Source organism: Modestobacter marinus, assembly GCF_011758655.1.
In the GTDB taxonomy this organism is placed as follows: Bacteria; Actinomycetota; Actinomycetes; order Mycobacteriales; family Geodermatophilaceae; genus Modestobacter; species Modestobacter marinus.
Genome location: NZ_JAAMPA010000001.1, coordinates 743,942 through 760,176 on the forward strand (window position 1 = coordinate 743,942; position 16,235 = coordinate 760,176).

Annotated in this window: 14 protein-coding genes; 10 read left to right on the plus strand and 4 right to left on the minus strand. The window is 73.2% G+C overall.

Annotated features, from left to right (window positions below; translation table 11 throughout):
• Positions 1-127: 127 nt before the first annotated feature.
• The 8 genes from FB380_RS03545 (at position 128) to FB380_RS03580 (ending at position 8,635) form a co-directional block, all read left to right on the plus strand.
• On the plus strand, positions 128-1,450 hold the full coding sequence (locus FB380_RS03545; protein ID WP_166753869.1) for an ABC transporter substrate-binding protein: 1,323 nt from the start codon (positions 128-130) through the stop codon (positions 1,448-1,450).
• Between the two features lie 145 nt (positions 1,451-1,595).
• The gene (locus tag FB380_RS03550) at positions 1,596-2,582 is read left to right on the plus strand and encodes a carbohydrate ABC transporter permease (protein WP_166753870.1); all 987 of its coding nucleotides are present in this window, start codon (positions 1,596-1,598) and stop codon (positions 2,580-2,582) included.
• Between the two features lie 9 nt (positions 2,583-2,591).
• Entirely contained in the window at positions 2,592-3,503 is a 912-nt protein-coding gene (locus FB380_RS03555; RefSeq protein ID WP_166753871.1) for a carbohydrate ABC transporter permease, read from the plus strand.
• Between the two features lie 52 nt (positions 3,504-3,555).
• Positions 3,556-4,653: an ABC transporter ATP-binding protein gene (locus tag FB380_RS03560; protein WP_166753872.1), complete on the plus strand. Its 1,098-nt coding sequence runs from the start codon at positions 3,556-3,558 to the stop codon at positions 4,651-4,653.
• A 111-nt stretch (positions 4,654-4,764) separates the two neighbouring features.
• Entirely contained in the window at positions 4,765-6,162 is a 1,398-nt protein-coding gene (locus FB380_RS03565) for a GH1 family beta-glucosidase (RefSeq protein WP_166753873.1), read from the plus strand.
• Positions 6,159-6,884, plus strand: coding sequence for an SDR family NAD(P)-dependent oxidoreductase (locus FB380_RS03570; RefSeq protein ID WP_166753874.1), 726 nt, complete (start codon positions 6,159-6,161; stop codon positions 6,882-6,884). Before FB380_RS03565 ends, FB380_RS03570 begins: the two co-directional genes overlap by 4 nt.
• A 49-nt stretch (positions 6,885-6,933) precedes the next feature.
• Complete coding sequence (locus FB380_RS03575) at positions 6,934-7,884, plus strand: glycoside hydrolase family 88 protein (protein ID WP_166753875.1); 951 nt, start codon at positions 6,934-6,936, stop codon at positions 7,882-7,884.
• Positions 7,885-8,131: 247 nt separating this feature from the next.
• The gene (locus FB380_RS03580; RefSeq protein ID WP_208382746.1) at positions 8,132-8,635 is read left to right on the plus strand and encodes a hypothetical protein; all 504 of its coding nucleotides are present in this window, start codon (positions 8,132-8,134) and stop codon (positions 8,633-8,635) included.
• Between the two features lie 96 nt (positions 8,636-8,731).
• On the opposite strand, the gene FB380_RS03585 is transcribed toward FB380_RS03580, so the two are convergent.
• Entirely contained in the window at positions 8,732-10,075 is a 1,344-nt protein-coding gene (locus FB380_RS03585; protein ID WP_166753876.1) for a glycoside hydrolase family 6 protein, read from the minus strand.
• Positions 10,076-10,307: 232 nt separating this feature from the next.
• Here FB380_RS03585 and FB380_RS03590 point away from each other — a divergent pair, with 232 nt between their 5' ends.
• Together FB380_RS03590 and FB380_RS03595 are read left to right on the plus strand one after the other, a co-directional pair.
• Complete coding sequence (locus FB380_RS03590; RefSeq protein ID WP_166753877.1) at positions 10,308-11,306, plus strand: pirin family protein; 999 nt, start codon at positions 10,308-10,310, stop codon at positions 11,304-11,306.
• Between the two features lie 10 nt (positions 11,307-11,316).
• Positions 11,317-12,282 (plus strand): pirin family protein, encoded by a 966-nt coding sequence (locus tag FB380_RS03595; protein ID WP_166753878.1) that lies wholly within the window; start codon positions 11,317-11,319, stop codon positions 12,280-12,282.
• A 73-nt stretch (positions 12,283-12,355) separates the two neighbouring features.
• Here the strand turns inward: FB380_RS03595 and FB380_RS03600 are convergent, their stop codons facing one another.
• The 3 genes from FB380_RS03600 to FB380_RS03610 are packed head-to-tail and all read right to left on the minus strand — an operon-like array spanning position 12,356 to position 16,223.
• Positions 12,356-14,041: an ABC transporter ATP-binding protein gene (locus FB380_RS03600; RefSeq protein WP_166753879.1), complete on the minus strand. Its 1,686-nt coding sequence runs from the start codon at positions 14,039-14,041 to the stop codon at positions 12,356-12,358.
• Entirely contained in the window at positions 14,038-15,114 is a 1,077-nt protein-coding gene (locus FB380_RS03605; RefSeq protein ID WP_166753880.1) for an ABC transporter permease, read from the minus strand. The genes FB380_RS03600 and FB380_RS03605 overlap by 4 nt, the downstream gene beginning before the upstream one ends.
• A gap of 2 nt (positions 15,115-15,116) precedes the next feature.
• Positions 15,117-16,223 (minus strand): ABC transporter permease, encoded by a 1,107-nt coding sequence (locus FB380_RS03610; protein WP_166753881.1) that lies wholly within the window; start codon positions 16,221-16,223, stop codon positions 15,117-15,119.
• Positions 16,224-16,235 lie beyond the last annotated feature (12 nt).

Here is a 16,235-nt window from a genome sequence, read left to right on the forward strand (position 1 = left end):
ACTCAGCCGTTACTTGACAGCCTCCTGTGGCCCAGACCACTCTGTGCGCCACGGCCGTGAGAGCGTTCTCACGCCCCCGGTGGACGATGCAGTGGAGCACGCGTCCCGGGACGACCCAGGAGGTCCGATGTTCCATTCCTCGAAGAGCAGGGCGGCGTGGGGCGCGGCCCTGGCCGCGGTGCTGCTGACCGCCGGCTGCGGCGGTTCGGACGACGCGAGCGCCGACGCCGCCGCCGAGTACGACCCGGACGCGCCGGTCACCCTGACCGTCGGCACGTTCGGCACCATGGACTTCGACAACGCGGGGCTCTACGAGGAGTACATGGAGCTCCACCCGAACGTCACGATCGAGCAGAACAACGTCGCCCAGTCCGCCGCGTACTACAAGTCGCTGCAGACCCGGCTGGCCGCGAACTCCGGCCTCGACGACATCCAGGCCCTGGAGATCGGCTTCATCGCCGACGTCGTGCGCAACCACGCCGACGCGTTCGTCGACTTCGCCGCGGAGGAGAACGGCGACGAGCTCGAGGGCAACTTCTACGACTGGAAGTGGGGCCAGGCCACCACCGCGGACGGCAAGACCATCGGCCTCGGCACGGACACCGGCCCGCAGGCCATGTGCTACCGCAAGGACCTCTTCGAGCAGGCCGGGCTGCCCACCGACCGCGCCCAGGTGGCCGAGCTGTGGCCGACCTGGGACGCGTACCTGGACACCGCGCGCCAGTACCAGTCCTCGTCGGACGCCGCCTTCGTCGACAGCCCGGCGAGCATCTTCTCCTCCTCGGTCTACCAGGGCGACGTCGCCTACAACGACGAGGAGGGCAACCCGATCCCCGAGGAGAGCGACGGCGTCGAGCGGGCGTGGGAGTACGCCAGCACGGCCGCCGACGAGGGCCTGACCGCCAACCTCAGCCAGTTCGGTGACGAGTGGAACGCCGCCTTCTCCAACGGCGCCTTCGCCACCATCGCCTGCCCGGCCTGGATGCTCGGCTACATCAACTCCCAGATGGGTGACGGCGGCGCCGGCCTGTGGGACATCGCGCCGCTGCCGGGCTCCGACGAGAGCGCCAGCAACTGGGGTGGCTCCTTCCTCGGCGTCCCGGCCGACGGGGAGAACGTCGAGGCCGCCAAGGACCTCGCCGAGTGGCTGACCGCCCCGGAGCAGCAGGTCAAGATGTTCACCGAGGCCGCGCACTTCCCCTCCAGCCCGCAGGCCGCGGAGGACCCCGGCGTCATGGGCGCGACCAACGAGTACTTCAGCGGCGCCCCGACCGGCGAGATCTTCGGTGAGTCGGCGGCGAACATCCAGCGCACCCCGATCGGCCCGTACGACACGCAGATCCAGGAGGCGTTCACCACGGCGCTGACCGACATCGCCTCCGGCGGTGCGACGCCCGACGAGGGCTGGGAGAACGCGCTGAAGGCGGCTCGCCAGGCCACCGGCGGCTGACCCCAGGTCCAGCAGCCGCCGACCGGACGCGGTGCCCGGGGGCGTCGAACGCCCCCGGGCACCTGCCCGGTCCGCCGTCCCGGCCCGCTCGAGCCCCCGGGACCCTTCCGGCCCGATCCGCGCACCGATCCGTCGAGGACCCTGCATGACCATCGCCAGTGGCACCGTCCGTGAGGCGGCGATCGCCGCACCACCCCCGACCTCCGCCGCCACCTCCCCCGCCCGCCCGCGCAAGCGCCGGCAGCTGACCCGCAACCGCTGGGGCTACGCCTACGTCGCACCGTTCTTCCTGGTGTTCACGGCGTTCAGCCTCTACCCGTTCATGTACACCGCCTGGGTCTCGCTGCACGAGACGAGCCTGTCCAACATCAACGGCGGCACCTGGGTCGGGCTGGAGAACTACCGGGAGCTGCTGCAGAGCGAGTTCTTCTGGAACGCCGCCCGCAACACCCTCACCATCGGGATCCTGGCCACGGTCCCCCAGCTGTGCATGGCCCTGGGGCTGGCGCACCTGCTGAACTACAAGCTCCGCGGCCGCACCTTCTTCCGCACCGTGATGCTGATGCCCTACGCGACCAGCATCGCCGCCGCGACCCTGGTGTTCTCCCAGCTCTTCGGCCGCGACTACGGGCTGATCAACACCATGCTGGAGGCCGTCGGCCTGGACCGGATCGACTGGGAGGCCGGGACGGTCAGCAGCCAGGTCGCCATCGCGGTCATCGTCACCTGGCGCTGGACCGGCTACAACGCGCTCATCTACCTCGCCGCGATGCAGTCGATCCCCGGGGAGCTCTACGAGGCCGCGGAGATCGACGGCGCGAGCAAGTGGAAGCAGTTCCTCCACGTGACGATCCCGTCGCTGCGCCCGACGATCCTGTTCACGATCGTCGTGTCGACCATCGGCGCGGTCCAGCTGTTCGGTGAGCCGCTGCTGTTCGCCGGCAACGGCACCACCTCCGGCGGCGCCTCCGGGCAGTACCAGACGCTCGGCCTGCTGATGTACCAGCAGGGCTGGAGCAACTTCCACATCGGGCAGGCAGCCACCACCGCCTGGGCGATGTTCATGATCATCCTGGTGATCGTGGGGGTCAACGCCGTCATCGGCCGCCTCCGCGCCCGGGCCGACCGGTAGGAGACCGGCATGGCCACTCTCGCTCCCCCCGTCACCGAGACCGGCCGGCGCACCACGCCGGCCGCGTCCCCGGCCCGCCGGCGCGGCCGCCGCGGCGGCAGCAGGGCCGGCAGGCCCGGCCCGGTCGCCTACACGCTGCTGACCCTCGTGGCACTGGTGTCGATCTTCCCGCTCTACTGGACCCTGGTCGCGGGGTCGCACACCAACGCCGAGATCGCCGCCACCCCGCCGCCGTTCCTGCCGAACGCCAGCCTGTTCGAGAACTTCCAGCTGGCCCTCGAGCAGGCGCCGATCGGCAAGGCGATCCTCAACTCGGTGCTGGTCTCCGGGGCCATCACCGTGGGCACCGTGCTGTTCTGCACGCTGGCCGGGTTCGCCTTCGCCAAGCTCGCGTTCCGCGGCAAGGGCCTGCTCCTGGCCCTGGTGATCGGCACGATGATGGTGCCGACCCAGCTCTCGGTCATCCCGCTGTTCATGATGATCGCCGAGCTCCAGTGGGTGAACCAGCTCCAGGCGGTCATCCTGCCCACGCTGGTCAGCGCCTTCGGCGTCTTCTTCATGCGGCAGTACCTGATCTCCGCGCTGCCCAACGAGCTGCTGGAGGCCGGCCGGGTCGACGGCGCCTCGACCTTCCGGATCTTCTGGTCGATCGTCGTCCCGGTCGCCCGGCCGGCCATGGCCGTGCTGGCCATGCTGACGTTCCTCACCGCCTGGAACGAGTTCTTCTGGCCGCTCATCGCCCTGACCACCGCCAACCCGACCGTGCAGGTGGCGCTGGCCGGGCTGGGCTCGGGCTACGTGCCCCAGCGCTCGGTGATCATGGCCGGCACGCTGCTGGGCACCCTGCCCGTCCTGATCGTCTTCACGATCCTGGGCAAGCAGATCGTCGGCGGCATCATGCAGGGCGCGGTGAAGGGATGACCCGCCGCGCGACCCCGTCGTCCCCGTCCCTTCCCCCGAGAAGTGCCTGACCATGGCCACCGTGTCCTTCCAGCAGGCCAGCCGGGTGTACCCGAAGGCCGAACGGCCGGCGGTCGACGCCCTGGACCTGGAGATCGCCGACGGCGAGTTCCTGGTGCTGGTCGGCCCCTCCGGCTGCGGCAAGTCCACCTCGCTGCGGATGCTCGCCGGGCTGGAGGAGGTGGACTCCGGGTCGATCGTGATCGGCGACCGGGACGTCACCGACTCCCCGCCCAAGGAGCGCGACATCGCGATGGTGTTCCAGAACTACGCCCTCTACCCGCACATGACGGTGGAGGAGAACATGGGCTTCGCGCTCAAGCTCGCCGGCATCGGCAAGGACGAGCGGGCCACCCGGGTGCGGGAGGCGGCCAGGATCCTGGACCTCGAGGACTACCTGTCCCGCCGGCCCAAGGCGCTGTCGGGTGGTCAGCGTCAGCGCGTGGCGATGGGCCGGGCGATCGTGCGCAACCCGCAGGTCTTCCTGATGGACGAGCCGCTGTCCAACCTCGACGCCAAGCTGCGCGTCCAGACCCGCACCCAGATCGCCGCCCTGCAGCGCCGGCTGGGCACCACCACCGTCTACGTCACCCACGACCAGGTCGAGGCGATGACCATGGGCGACCGGGTCGCGGTGCTCAAGGACGGCGTCCTGCAGCAGTGCGACACCCCCGGGGTGCTCTACGACCGCCCGGCCAACGTGTTCGTCGCCGGGTTCATCGGCTCCCCGGCGATGAACCTGGTCACCGGCGACGCCGTGGACGGCGGCGTCCGGGTGGGCGCCGCGGTGCTGCCGGTGCCCCGCGACCAGCTGACCCGGGCCGCGGCCGGCAACGGGCGGGTGACCGTCGGGTTCCGCCCCGAGTCGGTGCGCCTGGCCGACGCCGGCGAGGGCTTGCCGGTGCGGGTGGACGTGGTGGAGCAGCTGGGCTCCGACGCCTTCCTCTACACCTCGCTGGCCGACGCCCCCGACGACGTCCTGCACTCCGCGGACCTGGTGGTGCGCACCGAACCCCGCACCGCCATCGCCACCGGGCAGCAGCTGTGGCTGAGCGCGGATCCTGGTTCCCTGCACGTGTTCGACGCCCAGACCCAGCAGCGGGTCGACTAGAGCAGGACCCCCTGCCCGCGGGCAGGGGGCCGCCCCCCACCTCCCGGAGCGTGCCGGTCCCGGCCGCGCCGGTCAGCCACGACCAGATCCCGAGCTAGGAGCAGCACCGCCATGACCTCCACCGACGTGCGCCCGGACACCGCCTCCGGGCTGTCCTTCCCGCCCGGCTTCACCTTCGGCGCCGCCACCGCCGCCTACCAGATCGAGGGCGCGGTCGACGTCGACGGCCGCGGGCCGTCGATCTGGGACACCTTCAGTCACACCCCGGGCAAGACCCACCTGGGCCACACCGGCGACGTCGCCGTCGAGCACTACGTCCGCTACCCGGCCGACGTCGCGCTGATGAAGGACCTCGGCCTGGACGCCTACCGCTTCTCCGTCTCCTGGCCGCGGGTGCTCCCGGCCGGCGCGGGCGCGATCGAGCAGCGCGGGCTGGACTTCTACCGCCGGCTGGTCGACGAGCTGCTCGAGGCCGGCATCGCGCCGTGGCTGACGCTGTACCACTGGGACCTGCCGCAGGCGCTGCAGGACCAGGGCGGCTGGACGAACCGGGACACCGCCTACCGCTTCGCCGAGTACGCCGGGGTGGTCTACGACGCCCTCGGCGACCGGGTGCCGCACTGGTCGACGCTGAACGAGCCGATGTGCAGCTCGCTGCTGGGCTACATGGCCGGCCAGCACGCCCCCGGCCACCAGAACCCGGTCGAGGCCTCCCGCGCGGTGCACCACCTGCTGCTCGGCCACGGCCTGGCCACCCAGGTGATGCGCGACAAGGGCGCCGACCACCTGGGCATCACGCTGAACTTCACCCCGATGAAGCCGGCCACCGACTCCGCGGCCGACGTCGACGCCGCCCGCCGGCTCGACGGCCAGCAGAACCGGATGTTCCTGGTGCCGATCGCCACCGGCGAGTACCCGGCCGACGTCGTCGACGACCTGGCCGCGGCCGGGGCGCCGCTGCCGGTCGAGGACGGCGACCTGGAGATCATCTCCACGCCGGTCGACTGGCTGGGCATCAACTACTACTTCCAGTCCACCGTGCGCGCGCTCAGCGAGCCCAGCGGCAAGCACCCGACCTTCATCGGTGCCGAGCTGGTCGAGGACCTGCCGCCGGAGGGCCCGACCACCACGATGGGCTGGGGCATCGACCCCGAGGCGTTCACCGAGCTGCTGACCTGGATCAGCGGGGTCGCGCCGGGCCTGCCGATGTTCATCACCGAGAACGGGTCGGCCTGGCCGGACCAGGTCTCCGCCGACGGGCAGGTGCACGACCCCGAGCGGGTCGACTACCTGCTCCGCCACCTGGCCGCGATGACCGAGGCCATGGAGGCCGGCGCCGACGTGCGCGGGTACTTCGCCTGGTCGCTGCTGGACAACTACGAGTGGGCCCGCGGCTACGACCAGCGGTTCGGGATCGTGCACGTGGACTACGAGACCCAGGTCCGGACGCCGAAGGACAGCGCCCGCACCTACGCCGACGTCATCCGCGCCGCCAAGGACGGCGCGTGACGGCCGACGTGTCCAGCGCCGACCTCGCGGGACGCCGGGTGCTGCTCACCGGCGCCTCCCGCGGGGTCGGCGCCGCCGTCGCCCGGGCGCTGGTCGCGGCCGGCGCCGACGTGCTCGGCACCGGCCGGGACGCCGCGTCCCTCGACCGGCTGACCGCCGAGCTGGCCGACGGACCGGGCTCGTTCGCCGCGGTCGTCGCCGAGCTCACCGACGAGGCCACGCCCCAGCGGCTGGCCGAGGCGGTCGGGGAACGGTGGGGCGCGCTGGACGTGCTGCTGAACAACGCCGGGGTCATGCTCGCCCGCGAGCCGCGCTTCGAGGACGAGCCGGCCGGCACGCTGGAGGAGAGCCTGCTGGTCAACTGCGTCGTCCCGCACCGGCTGGTGCTGGCGCTGCTGCCTGCCCTGCGCAAGGGCACCGATCCCCGGGTGGTGCACGTCAGCTCCGGCGCGGGCACCACCGAGCTGATCCGGGACGCCGGGATCGGCAGCTACCGGGTGAGCAAGTGGGCGCTCAACGGGCTGGTGCTCATGCAGGCCGCCCAGCTCGACGGCGAGGTGGCGGTCAACGCCCTCGACCCCGGCTGGGTGCGCACCGACCTCGGCGGCGACCAGGCGCCGGGGACCCCGGAGGAGAGCGCGGCGGGCGCCCTGGCGCTGCTGCGCGAGCCACCGACGGTGACCGGCCGGATCTTCAAGGACGGCGCCGAGATCTCGTTCTGAGCTCCTTCGCTGACACGGGCGGCAGCGGACGAGGGAGGAGGAGGGGCCCGTGCTGGACGACGACGTCCGCCGCCGGGTGCTGGACTGCCTGCTGGTCTCCCAGCGCCACTCGTGGGACCAGGGGCTCACGGCGGCCGTGCTCGAGGAGTCGGGCGCGGCCGCCGCACTGCACGCGCTGGTCGACGACGCGGTGGCCCGCCAGCTGCCCGACGGCCGGCTGGCCGAGCTGGACCCCGCCTGCGCGGTGAACGGCGCGGCGCTGGGTGAGTTCGTGGACGCGCTGGCGCACCGGCACGGCGACCCGCGGCTGGCCGCAGCCGCCACCCGCCAGCACGACTGGGTGCTGTCCGGCGCGCCGCGGGCTGCGGACGGCACCCTGTTCCACCTGCTGGGCAGCCGCCAGGTGTGGGCGGACACCGTCCACATGGTGGTGCCCTTCCTGGCCTGCCGAGGCCACGGCGCCGCGGCGGTCGCCCAGCTGACGGGCCACCGCAGCCGGTTGCGCGACCCGGTCAGCGGGCTGTGGGCCGCCCGCTGGGACGAGGACGCCGGCTCCTTCGCCGACGCGCGGGCCTGGGGCACCGGCAACGGCTGGGTCGCCGCCGGCGCCGCCCGGGCGGTGCGGTGGCTGCCGGGGTCGGCCGGCACCGCGGTCGCCGCGGAGGTGCGCGGCCTGCTGGACGCCGTCCTGCCGCTGCGCCGTCCCGACGGGCTGTTCGGCGACGTGCTGGACGACCCGGCGGCGCCGGCGGACACCAACGTGGCCGCGATGCTCGGCTGCGCGGCGCTGACCGGGGCGGCCGACGGCTGGCTCCCCGGCTCCTACGGGGCCGTCGGGGAGTCGCTGCTCGCCTCCGTGGTCGAGCGGGTCGACGACCTCGGCCGGGTCACCGGCGCGAGCGCCGCGCCGCACTTCGACCGGCCCGGCCACTCCCCCGAGGCCCAGGCGTTCCTGCTGCTGGCCGACGCAGCCTGCCGGCGCTGGCGCGCCCGACGCTGAGCCCGCTCCCGGGCGCGGGCGGCAGGCACCTGCCCGATGACGGGGTGGGGACGACGGTCCGGCCGTGCCGCCGTGAGCACGGCAGCAGACGAATCGGTGTGCAGGACTTCCGAGACGTCGGGAGCAGGAGGACGCTCCCCGCATGTCGTCGTCCACCTTCAGGTGCACGCCGCTCGACGAGTCGACGTGGCCGGCGTTCGCGGCGCTCGTCGAGCGCAACAACGGCGTCTTCGGTGGTTGCTAGTGCATGGGCTTCCACCCCGAGGAGGTGGGCGGGCACTCGGCGCCGACCCCCAAGCGCGAGCGCAAGCTGAGCCGCGTCCGGGCGGGGACGGCACACGCCGCACTCGTCCTCGACGGGGAGGACTGCCTCGGCTGGTGCCAGTTCGGCACTCCGGACGAGCTGCCCAGGATCAAGAGCCGAGCCGCCTACGAGAAGGGGCTGACCGACCTGCCGGACTGGCGCATCGCCTGCTGCTTCGTCGGCAAGGGACACCGCCGCCAGAGTGTGGCGACCGCGGCCCTGGCCGGCGCGCTCGACCTGATCGCGCGCCTGGGCGGTGGCACGGTCGAGGGCTACCCCGAAGCCGCGGATGCGGTGCCGGCGGGCTTCCTCTTCAACGGTGCCCTGTCCACCTACGAGGAGCTCGGCTTCACCAGGAGCCGCCAGATCGGCAAGCACCGGTGGGTCGTCACCCGGGTCGTCGAGCCGCTGGGGACGGACGGGCACCGGGGCGCCGCGTCGTCCTGACGCGACGCCCCGGGCGGTCCGGGGCCGCACCGGCCCGCGGACGGGCCGGTGCGGCGGGGTGGTCGGCCGAGCCTGCTGGTCAGCCGACGGTGCTGGTCAGCGCAACGGCGGGACGGCGAGCTGGGCCAGCTCGAGCGCCTGCTCCGGGAACCACGCCCCGGCGGCCGGGTCGGTGATCCCGCCCCACTCCGGGTCCGTGGTGCTGCCGGCGATGCCGCGGTTGCAGGAGCCGTCGGACTGCCCCGGCGTCTTGACCCACAGGTAGGCGTCGACCAGCGGGAACGCGGCGTCGGGAGCCGCCTGCGGACGCGGGCCGAGGCCCCGGCCGGGCGGGTTGCACCAGGTCTGCGGGTCCGGGTAGGTGCCCTCGGCCGGCGCCCACGGGCCCTGGCCGTTCCGACTGGTGTCGATCACCACGTGGGCGGTCGGCTCGACGTCACCGAGGAGCTCGTCGTAGCGCTGGTTGATCCCGAGGGTGTTGGCCAGGGGGTCGGTGGCCGTGTCGCTCCACTGCTGGAACGGGTCGAGGGCGTCACCGACGTACCCGTTGGCCGGGCCGCCGTTCCAGTACTGGTTCGGGCAGGGGTCGGCGTCGACGCCGTGCACGTAGGTGGCCGGGAGCACGGCCAGGCACTCGGAGATCCAGGTGCCGTACTGCGCCAGGTTCGGCGTGTACTGGTAGTTCGAGGTGTTCAGCGCCAGGCCCTGGAACTCCGCGACGCCGGCGTCCTGCAGCCGGTCGGCGATGCTGCCGACGTTGTGCCAGCCGGTGTGGCCGGCGTCCAGGTAGACCAGGGCGTTCGGGTTGGCCCGCTCGATCGCCTCGCCGGCGTAGGCGATGTCGGCCAGCCGTCCGGCGTCGGTGGGCGCCGTCCCCTCCGGGTAGGTGCCCGGCGGGCAGTCGCCGGGCATGAGCGCCAGCCCGTCCGGCTCGACCACCACGACGACCTGCTGGTCGCGCATCAACCCGGCGGCGAACCCGTCGATCCAGGCGCGGTACGCGGCGTCGTCGGCCGCCCCGCCGGCGGAGTACTGCGAGCAGTCGCGGCCGGGCACGTTGTAGACCACGAAGGTCGGCACCGACCGGGTCGCCCTGGCCAGCGCCGACGCCCGCCGGACCTCCTGCCGCACCTCCTTCGGCGTCCCGTCGGTGAACCACATCGCCTGCGGGGTGGCGGCCTCCCGGGCGATCAGTGCCGCGTCCCGGAAGCGGTCGGCCCGGGCGAGGTCGATGGTCTGCTGGACGGCGCCGGGGTCGGGCACCGGCGTGGTGAAGCGGGTGCCCGGGGCGAGCGGCTGGGCCTCGGTCACCGGGGCCGGGGCGGGGGCCGGGGCTGGGGCGGCGGTCGCGGCCGGGGCGAGGGCCACCTGCCCCACGGTGACGGTCGCGGTGACCGCCAGCAGCGCCGCGCGTCCGCGGCGGAGGGAACTCGAGAACATCGTCGTCCTGTCGGTCGATGGGCTGCACGGAGACGCACCGCTCCGCAGTGAGAGCGCTCTCACACGTGGCCGGACGAGTACGGACAGTCAGGTGTGGGAGCGGTCACACTCTGCCCCGACGGCGTGACGCCTGGCAAGCCCCCACCGTTCCGGATCCACGACGAGCAGGACGCGAGCGCCCCGGCGGTCTAGAGTCGCGACTAGTTGAGTTCTCAACCGGAGTGAGGTCACCATGCCCGCCGTCACCGTCGAGGACACCACCGTCCTCGCCCGCGTACCCCTGCCCGCGCCCCGCACCGTCCGCCGCCGGGTCCGCTCGGTGACGACCGCGCCGTCCGGCTTCGAGGGCGAGGGCTTCCCGGTGCGGCGCGCCTTCGCCGGCGTCGACCTGCGCGCCCTCGACCCGTTCCTGCACATGGACCAGATGGGCGCGGTCGAGTACGCCCCCGGCGAGCCCAAGGGCACCTCCTGGCACCCGCACCGCGGCTTCGAGACCGTCACCTACCTGCTCGACGGCACCTTCGAGCACGCCGACAGCCACGGGGGCGGCGGCACGATCAGCGACGGCGACACCCAGTGGATGACCGCCGGCGGCGGCGTCCTGCACATCGAGCGGCCGCCGGAGTCGCTGGTGCTCAGCGGCGGGCTGTTCCACGGCCTGCAGCTGTGGGTGAACCTGCCCGCGGCGCAGAAGTGGGTGGAGCCGCGGTACCAGGACCTGCGGGCGCGCCAGTCGGTGCTGCTGGCCAGCCCGGACGGCGGTGCGCTGCTGCGGGTGATCGCCGGCGACGTCGGCGGGCACCGCGGCCCGGGCAGCACGTACACGCCGATGGCGATGGTGCACGCCACCGTCTCCCCCGGCGCCTCGCTGGACCTGCCCTGGCGTCCGGACTTCAACGCGCTGGTCTACGTGCTCTCCGGCTCCGGGGCAGTGGGCATCGACGGCGCCCCGGTGCACACCGGGCAGCTCGCCGTCCTCGGCCCCGGCGACACGGTGACCGTGCACGGCACCCGGCCCGGCGACCGGCACGCCGAGGCGCGCACGCCCGACCTGGACGTCGTCGTCCTCGGCGGCCTGCCGATCCGCGAGCCGATCGCGATGTACGGGCCGTTCGTGATGAACACCCGGCAGGAGGTGCTGGACGCGATGTCCGACGCCTCCGCCGGCCGGCTCGGCACGATCCCGGCCGCCCGGGTCGCCCACGGCGACGTGCGCGGCCAGAGCGAGTAGGAAGACCGCCATGAGCAACCTCGAGCCCCGGCCCCCGGCGCACGAGCTGGGCGGGCGCGCCCAGGCGTCGGCCGGCCCCGCACTGGACCTGCTCCCGGGCAAGGAGGTGCTGCTCGGGGAGGGCACGCACGTCCGCCGGCTGCTGCCCACCCTCGGCCGGCGGCTGGTCGGCGCCTGGGCCTTCGTCGACCACTACGGCCCGGACGACGTGTTCGGCTCCGAGGGCATGCAGGTGCTCCCGCACCCGCACACCGGGCTACAGACGGTCTCCTGGCTGCTGGACGGCGAGGTGCGCCATCGCGACTCCCTCGGCAGCGACGTGCTGATCCGACCCCGGGAGCTGGCCCTGATGACCGCCGGGCACGCGATCGCGCACGCCGAGCAGTCGCCCGCCGTGCACCCGCGCCACCTGCACGGCGCGCAGCTGTGGGTGGCGCTGCCCGACGCCGTCCGCGACGTCGCCCCGGACTTCGAGCACCACACCGCGCTGCCCGGCTTCGACTCCGACGGCGTCCGGGCGACCGTGCTCATGGGCGAGATGGCCGGCGCGACGTCACCCGGGACGGCGCACAGCCCGCTGGTCGGCGTCGACCTGGCGCTCTCCGCCGGCGCCGACGTGGAGCTGCCGCTGGAGCCGGACTTCGAGTACGCGGTGCTCACCGCCTCGGGGTCCGCCGACGTCGAGGGCGTGCCGCTCACCCCCGGGGCGATGCTCTACCTCGGGTCGGGGCGGCGGACCGTGCGGCTGCGCGCCGACGACGCCGCCCAGCTCCTGCTGCTGGGCGGCGAGCCGTTCGAGGAGCGGATCGTCATGTGGTGGAACTTCGTCGGCCGCTCGGGCGAGGAGATCGCCGAGTACGCCGCTCAGTGGGCCGAGGGCGACCGGTTCGCCGACGTCCCCGGTTTCGACGGCTACCGGCTCGGCGCCCCCGCCCTGCCCCCGCTCCCCCTCAAGCCCCGCGGCCGCACCCGCTGAAGAAGGCCCCCCCTGCCCCCCACCACTCGCACGCTCGCGGCGGGCCCCTGCAGGGGGGCCGAGGGATGCCCTTCTACTCAGTGGCGCGCAGGGACTGGAGCTGGGTGCGGCGGGTGGCCTGCTCGTCCGGGTCCGGGACCGGCAGGGAGGCGAGCAGCCGCTGCGTGTACGGGTGCTTCGGGGCGCCGAGCACCTCGGCGCCCGTCCCCTCCTCGACCAGCCGGCCGCGGTAGAGCACCGCGATCCGGTCGGCCAGCAGGTCGACCACGGCGAGGTCGTGGCTGATGAACAGCGCCGCGAACCCCAGCTCCCGCTGCAGCTCGTCGAAGAGCTCCAGCACCCGGGCCTGCACCGAGACGTCCAGCGCCGAGGTCGGCTCGTCGGCGATGAGCAGCTCCGGCTCCAGGGCCAGCCCGCGGGCCAGGCTGGCGCGCTGCCGCTGACCACCGGAGAGCTCGTGCGGGTACCGGTCGCCGAACGCCTTCGGCAGCTGCACCGCCTCCAGCAGCTCGTCGACCCGGGCCCGCGCCGCGGCCGGGTCCTTGGCGCGCTTGTGCACCACCAGCGGCTCGGCCACCGCCTCGGCGATGGTGAGCAGCGGGTTGAAGCTGGACGCCGGGTCCTGGAAGACGAACCCGATGCGCTCGCGCACCGGCCGGAACGCGCGCTCCTTCATGCCGTTCATCTCGGTGCCCAGCACCTGCAGCGATCCGCCGCCGACCTTGGTCAACCCGGCGATGGCCCGGCCGATCGTGGTCTTGCCACTGCCGGACTCGCCCACCAGGCCGAGCACCTCACCCGGGCGGATGGCGAAGCTGACCCCGTCGACGGCGACGAAGTCGGGCTGGCGCAGCCGGCCGGGGTAGACGATCCGCAGGTCGCGCGCCTCGACCACCGGGGTGGCCGTCTCCCAGCCCGGCGTCCGGCCGGCGGCCCGCTCCCGGGTGCGCTCCACGCCCTGCCCCAGCCGCGGGACGGCGGCCAGCAGCTGCTGGGTGTAGGGGTCCCGCGGGGCGGAGAACAGCGTGCGGACGTCGGCCTGCTCGACGATCCGGCCCTGGTACATGACCGCGACCCGGTCGGCGAGGTCGGCGACGACCCCCATGTTGTGCGTGATCAGCACGATCGCGGCACCGAACTCGTCCCGGCAGCGGCGCAGCAGGTCGAGGATCTCGGCCTGCACGGTCACGTCGAGGGCCGTCGTCGGCTCGTCGGCGATGATCACGCCGGGGTCGAGCACGAGCGCCTGCGCGATGACGATGCGCTGCTTCTGCCCGCCGGAGAACTGGTGCGGGTAGTGGTCGACGCGCTCCTCCGGGTCGGGGATGCCGACCCGGCGCAGCACGTCGATCGCCTTGACCCGCGCCTCCTTCTTGCTCAGCTTCCCGTGCGCCCGCAGCCCCTCGGCGATCTGCCAGCCGACGGTGTAGACCGGGTTCAGCGAGGTCGAGGGCTCCTGGAACACCATGGCGGCGTCCTGGCCGCGCACCTCCCGCAGCTGCGCCCCCCGCAGCGGGACGACGTCGTGCTCGCCGGTGCCGTCCTTGGTGCCGAGCACCACCGCGCCGCGCACCCGGGCGGTCTCGGGGAGCAGGCCGAGGATGCTGCGCGCGGTCACGGTCTTGCCGCTGCCGCTCTCCCCGACGATCGCCAGCACCTCACCGGCCTGCACCTGGAGGCTGACGTCCTTGACCGCGGCGACGCTGCCGGCGTCCGTGGCGAAGGAGACCTGCAGGTCCTTGATGTCGACGACGCTCATGCTCGGGTCCCTCCGGTGTGCGGGGCGCCGACACCGTCGGGGCCGGACAGGGTGCCGCCGGGCACGGCCGCCACCTCGGGCGTGCCGGCCGGGGCGTCCTCCGGCACGTCCTCGGGGACGTCGGCGACGCGGCGGCGGGTGCGCAGCCGGGGGTCGGCGAGGTCGTTGAGGCTCTCGCCGACCAGGGTCAGCCCCAGCACGGTCAGCACGATCGCCGCACCGGGGAAGACCGACGTCCACCAGATGCCGCTGGAGACGTCCGACAGCGCCCGGTTGAGGTCGTAGCCCCACTCCGCCGCGGCGGTGGGCTGGATGCCCAGGCCGAGGAAGCCCAGCCCGGCGAGGGTGAGGATCGCCTCGGAGGCGTTCAGCGTGAGGATCAGCGGCAACGTACGGGTGGCGTTGCGGAGCACGTGCCGGGTCATGATCCGCCGGTTGCTGGCACCGATCACCTTCGCCGACTCGACGTACGCCTCGGCCTTGACCCGCACCGTCTCGGCCCGCACCACCCGGAAGTACTGCGGGATGAACACGACGGTGATCGAGATGGCGGCGGCGAAGATGCCGCCCCACATGCTGGACTGCCCGCCGCTGATCACGATGGCGACGACGATCGCCAGCAGCAGCGTCGGGAAGGCGTAGACGGCGTCGGCGATGACCACCAGGATGCGGTCCAGCCAGCCGCCGAAGTAGCCGGAGACCAGACCGAGCAGCACGCCCAGCACGATCGACAGCAGCACGGCGACGACGATCACGTACAGCGCGGTGCGCGAGCCCCAGATGACCCGGGACAGCACGTCGTAGCCACCGACCGTGGTGCCCAGCCAGTGCTCGGCCGAGGGCGCCTGCTGGGCGCCGAAGGTGCCCTGGTCGTCCCGCAGCTGGCCGTACTCGTAGGGCGCCAGCAGCGGCGCGAAGACCGCGGTGACGACGAAGACGCCCATCAGCACGAGGCCGGCGATCAGCATGCCGCGCTGCAGGCCGACGCTCTGCCGCAGCTGGTGCACGATCGGCAGGCGGCGCCAGGAGCGTCGTCGTCCGGCCTGCTCGGGGGTGGTGACGGCGGTCGCCATGGTCAGTACCTCACCCGGGGGTCGATGAGCGCCGCGATGACGTCGACGATGAAGTTGGTGACGGCGACGATGACGGCGAGCAGGACCACGATCCCCTGCACCGCCACGAAGTCGCGCGCCTGCAGGTACTGGGACAGCTGGAAGCCCAGGCCGCGCCACTCGAAGGTGGTCTCGGTGAGCACCGCCCCGACAAGCAGCAGCGCGGTCTGCAGCCCGATGACGGTGATGATCGGGATCAGCGCCGGCCGGTAGGCGTGCTTGCGCAGCAGCCGGGACTCCGCCACGCCGCGCGAACGGGCCGCCTCGACGTAGCCGGTGCCCAGCGTGCCGATCACGTTGGTGCGCACCAGCCGGAGGAACACCCCGGCGGTGAGCAGCCCGAGGGCGAGCGAGGGCAGGATCGCGTGCTGCAGGACGTCGCTGATGACCTCGCCGTCGCCGGTCTGGATCGCGTCGACGAGGGCGATGCCGGTGGGGTTGTCCACGCTCTGCAGCTGGATCTCGGCGATGGTGGAGGCGCGGCCGGCGACCGGCAGCCAGTCCAGCCAGACCGAGAAGATCAGCTTGAGCAGCAGACCGGCGAAGAAGACCGGGGTCGCGTAGCAGAGGATCGCGAAGACCCGCAGCAGCGCGTCCGGCGTCCGGTCGCGGAAGTAGGCCGCGATCATGCCCAGCGGGATGCCGATGACGAAGGCGACGATCAGCGCGTACACCGACAGCTCGAGGGTCGCCGCGCCGAAGGTGGTCAGCACCTCGCTGACCGGCCGGCGGTCGCTGAGCGTGGTGCCGAAGTCGCCCTGCAGCAGGTTGCCCAGGTACTCCAGGTACTGGGTGAACAGCGGGCGGTCGTAGCCGGCCTGGCTGATCCGCTCGGCCAGCTGGTCGGCGGGCAGCCGGCCACCGAGCGCGGCGGTGATCGGGTCGCCGGTGGCGCGCATCAGGAAGAAGACGGTCGTCACCAGGATGAAGATCGTCGGGAAGATCAGCAGGAAGCGGATGAGGACGTAGCTGCCCAGCCCGCCACCCCCGCTGCGGCGCTTGCGAGCCGGGGTCGCCTCGCCGGCGGGCTCGGTGGAGCCCGTCGTGGGCTCCGTGGTCGTGGTGGTCATCGCTCCCAGTCC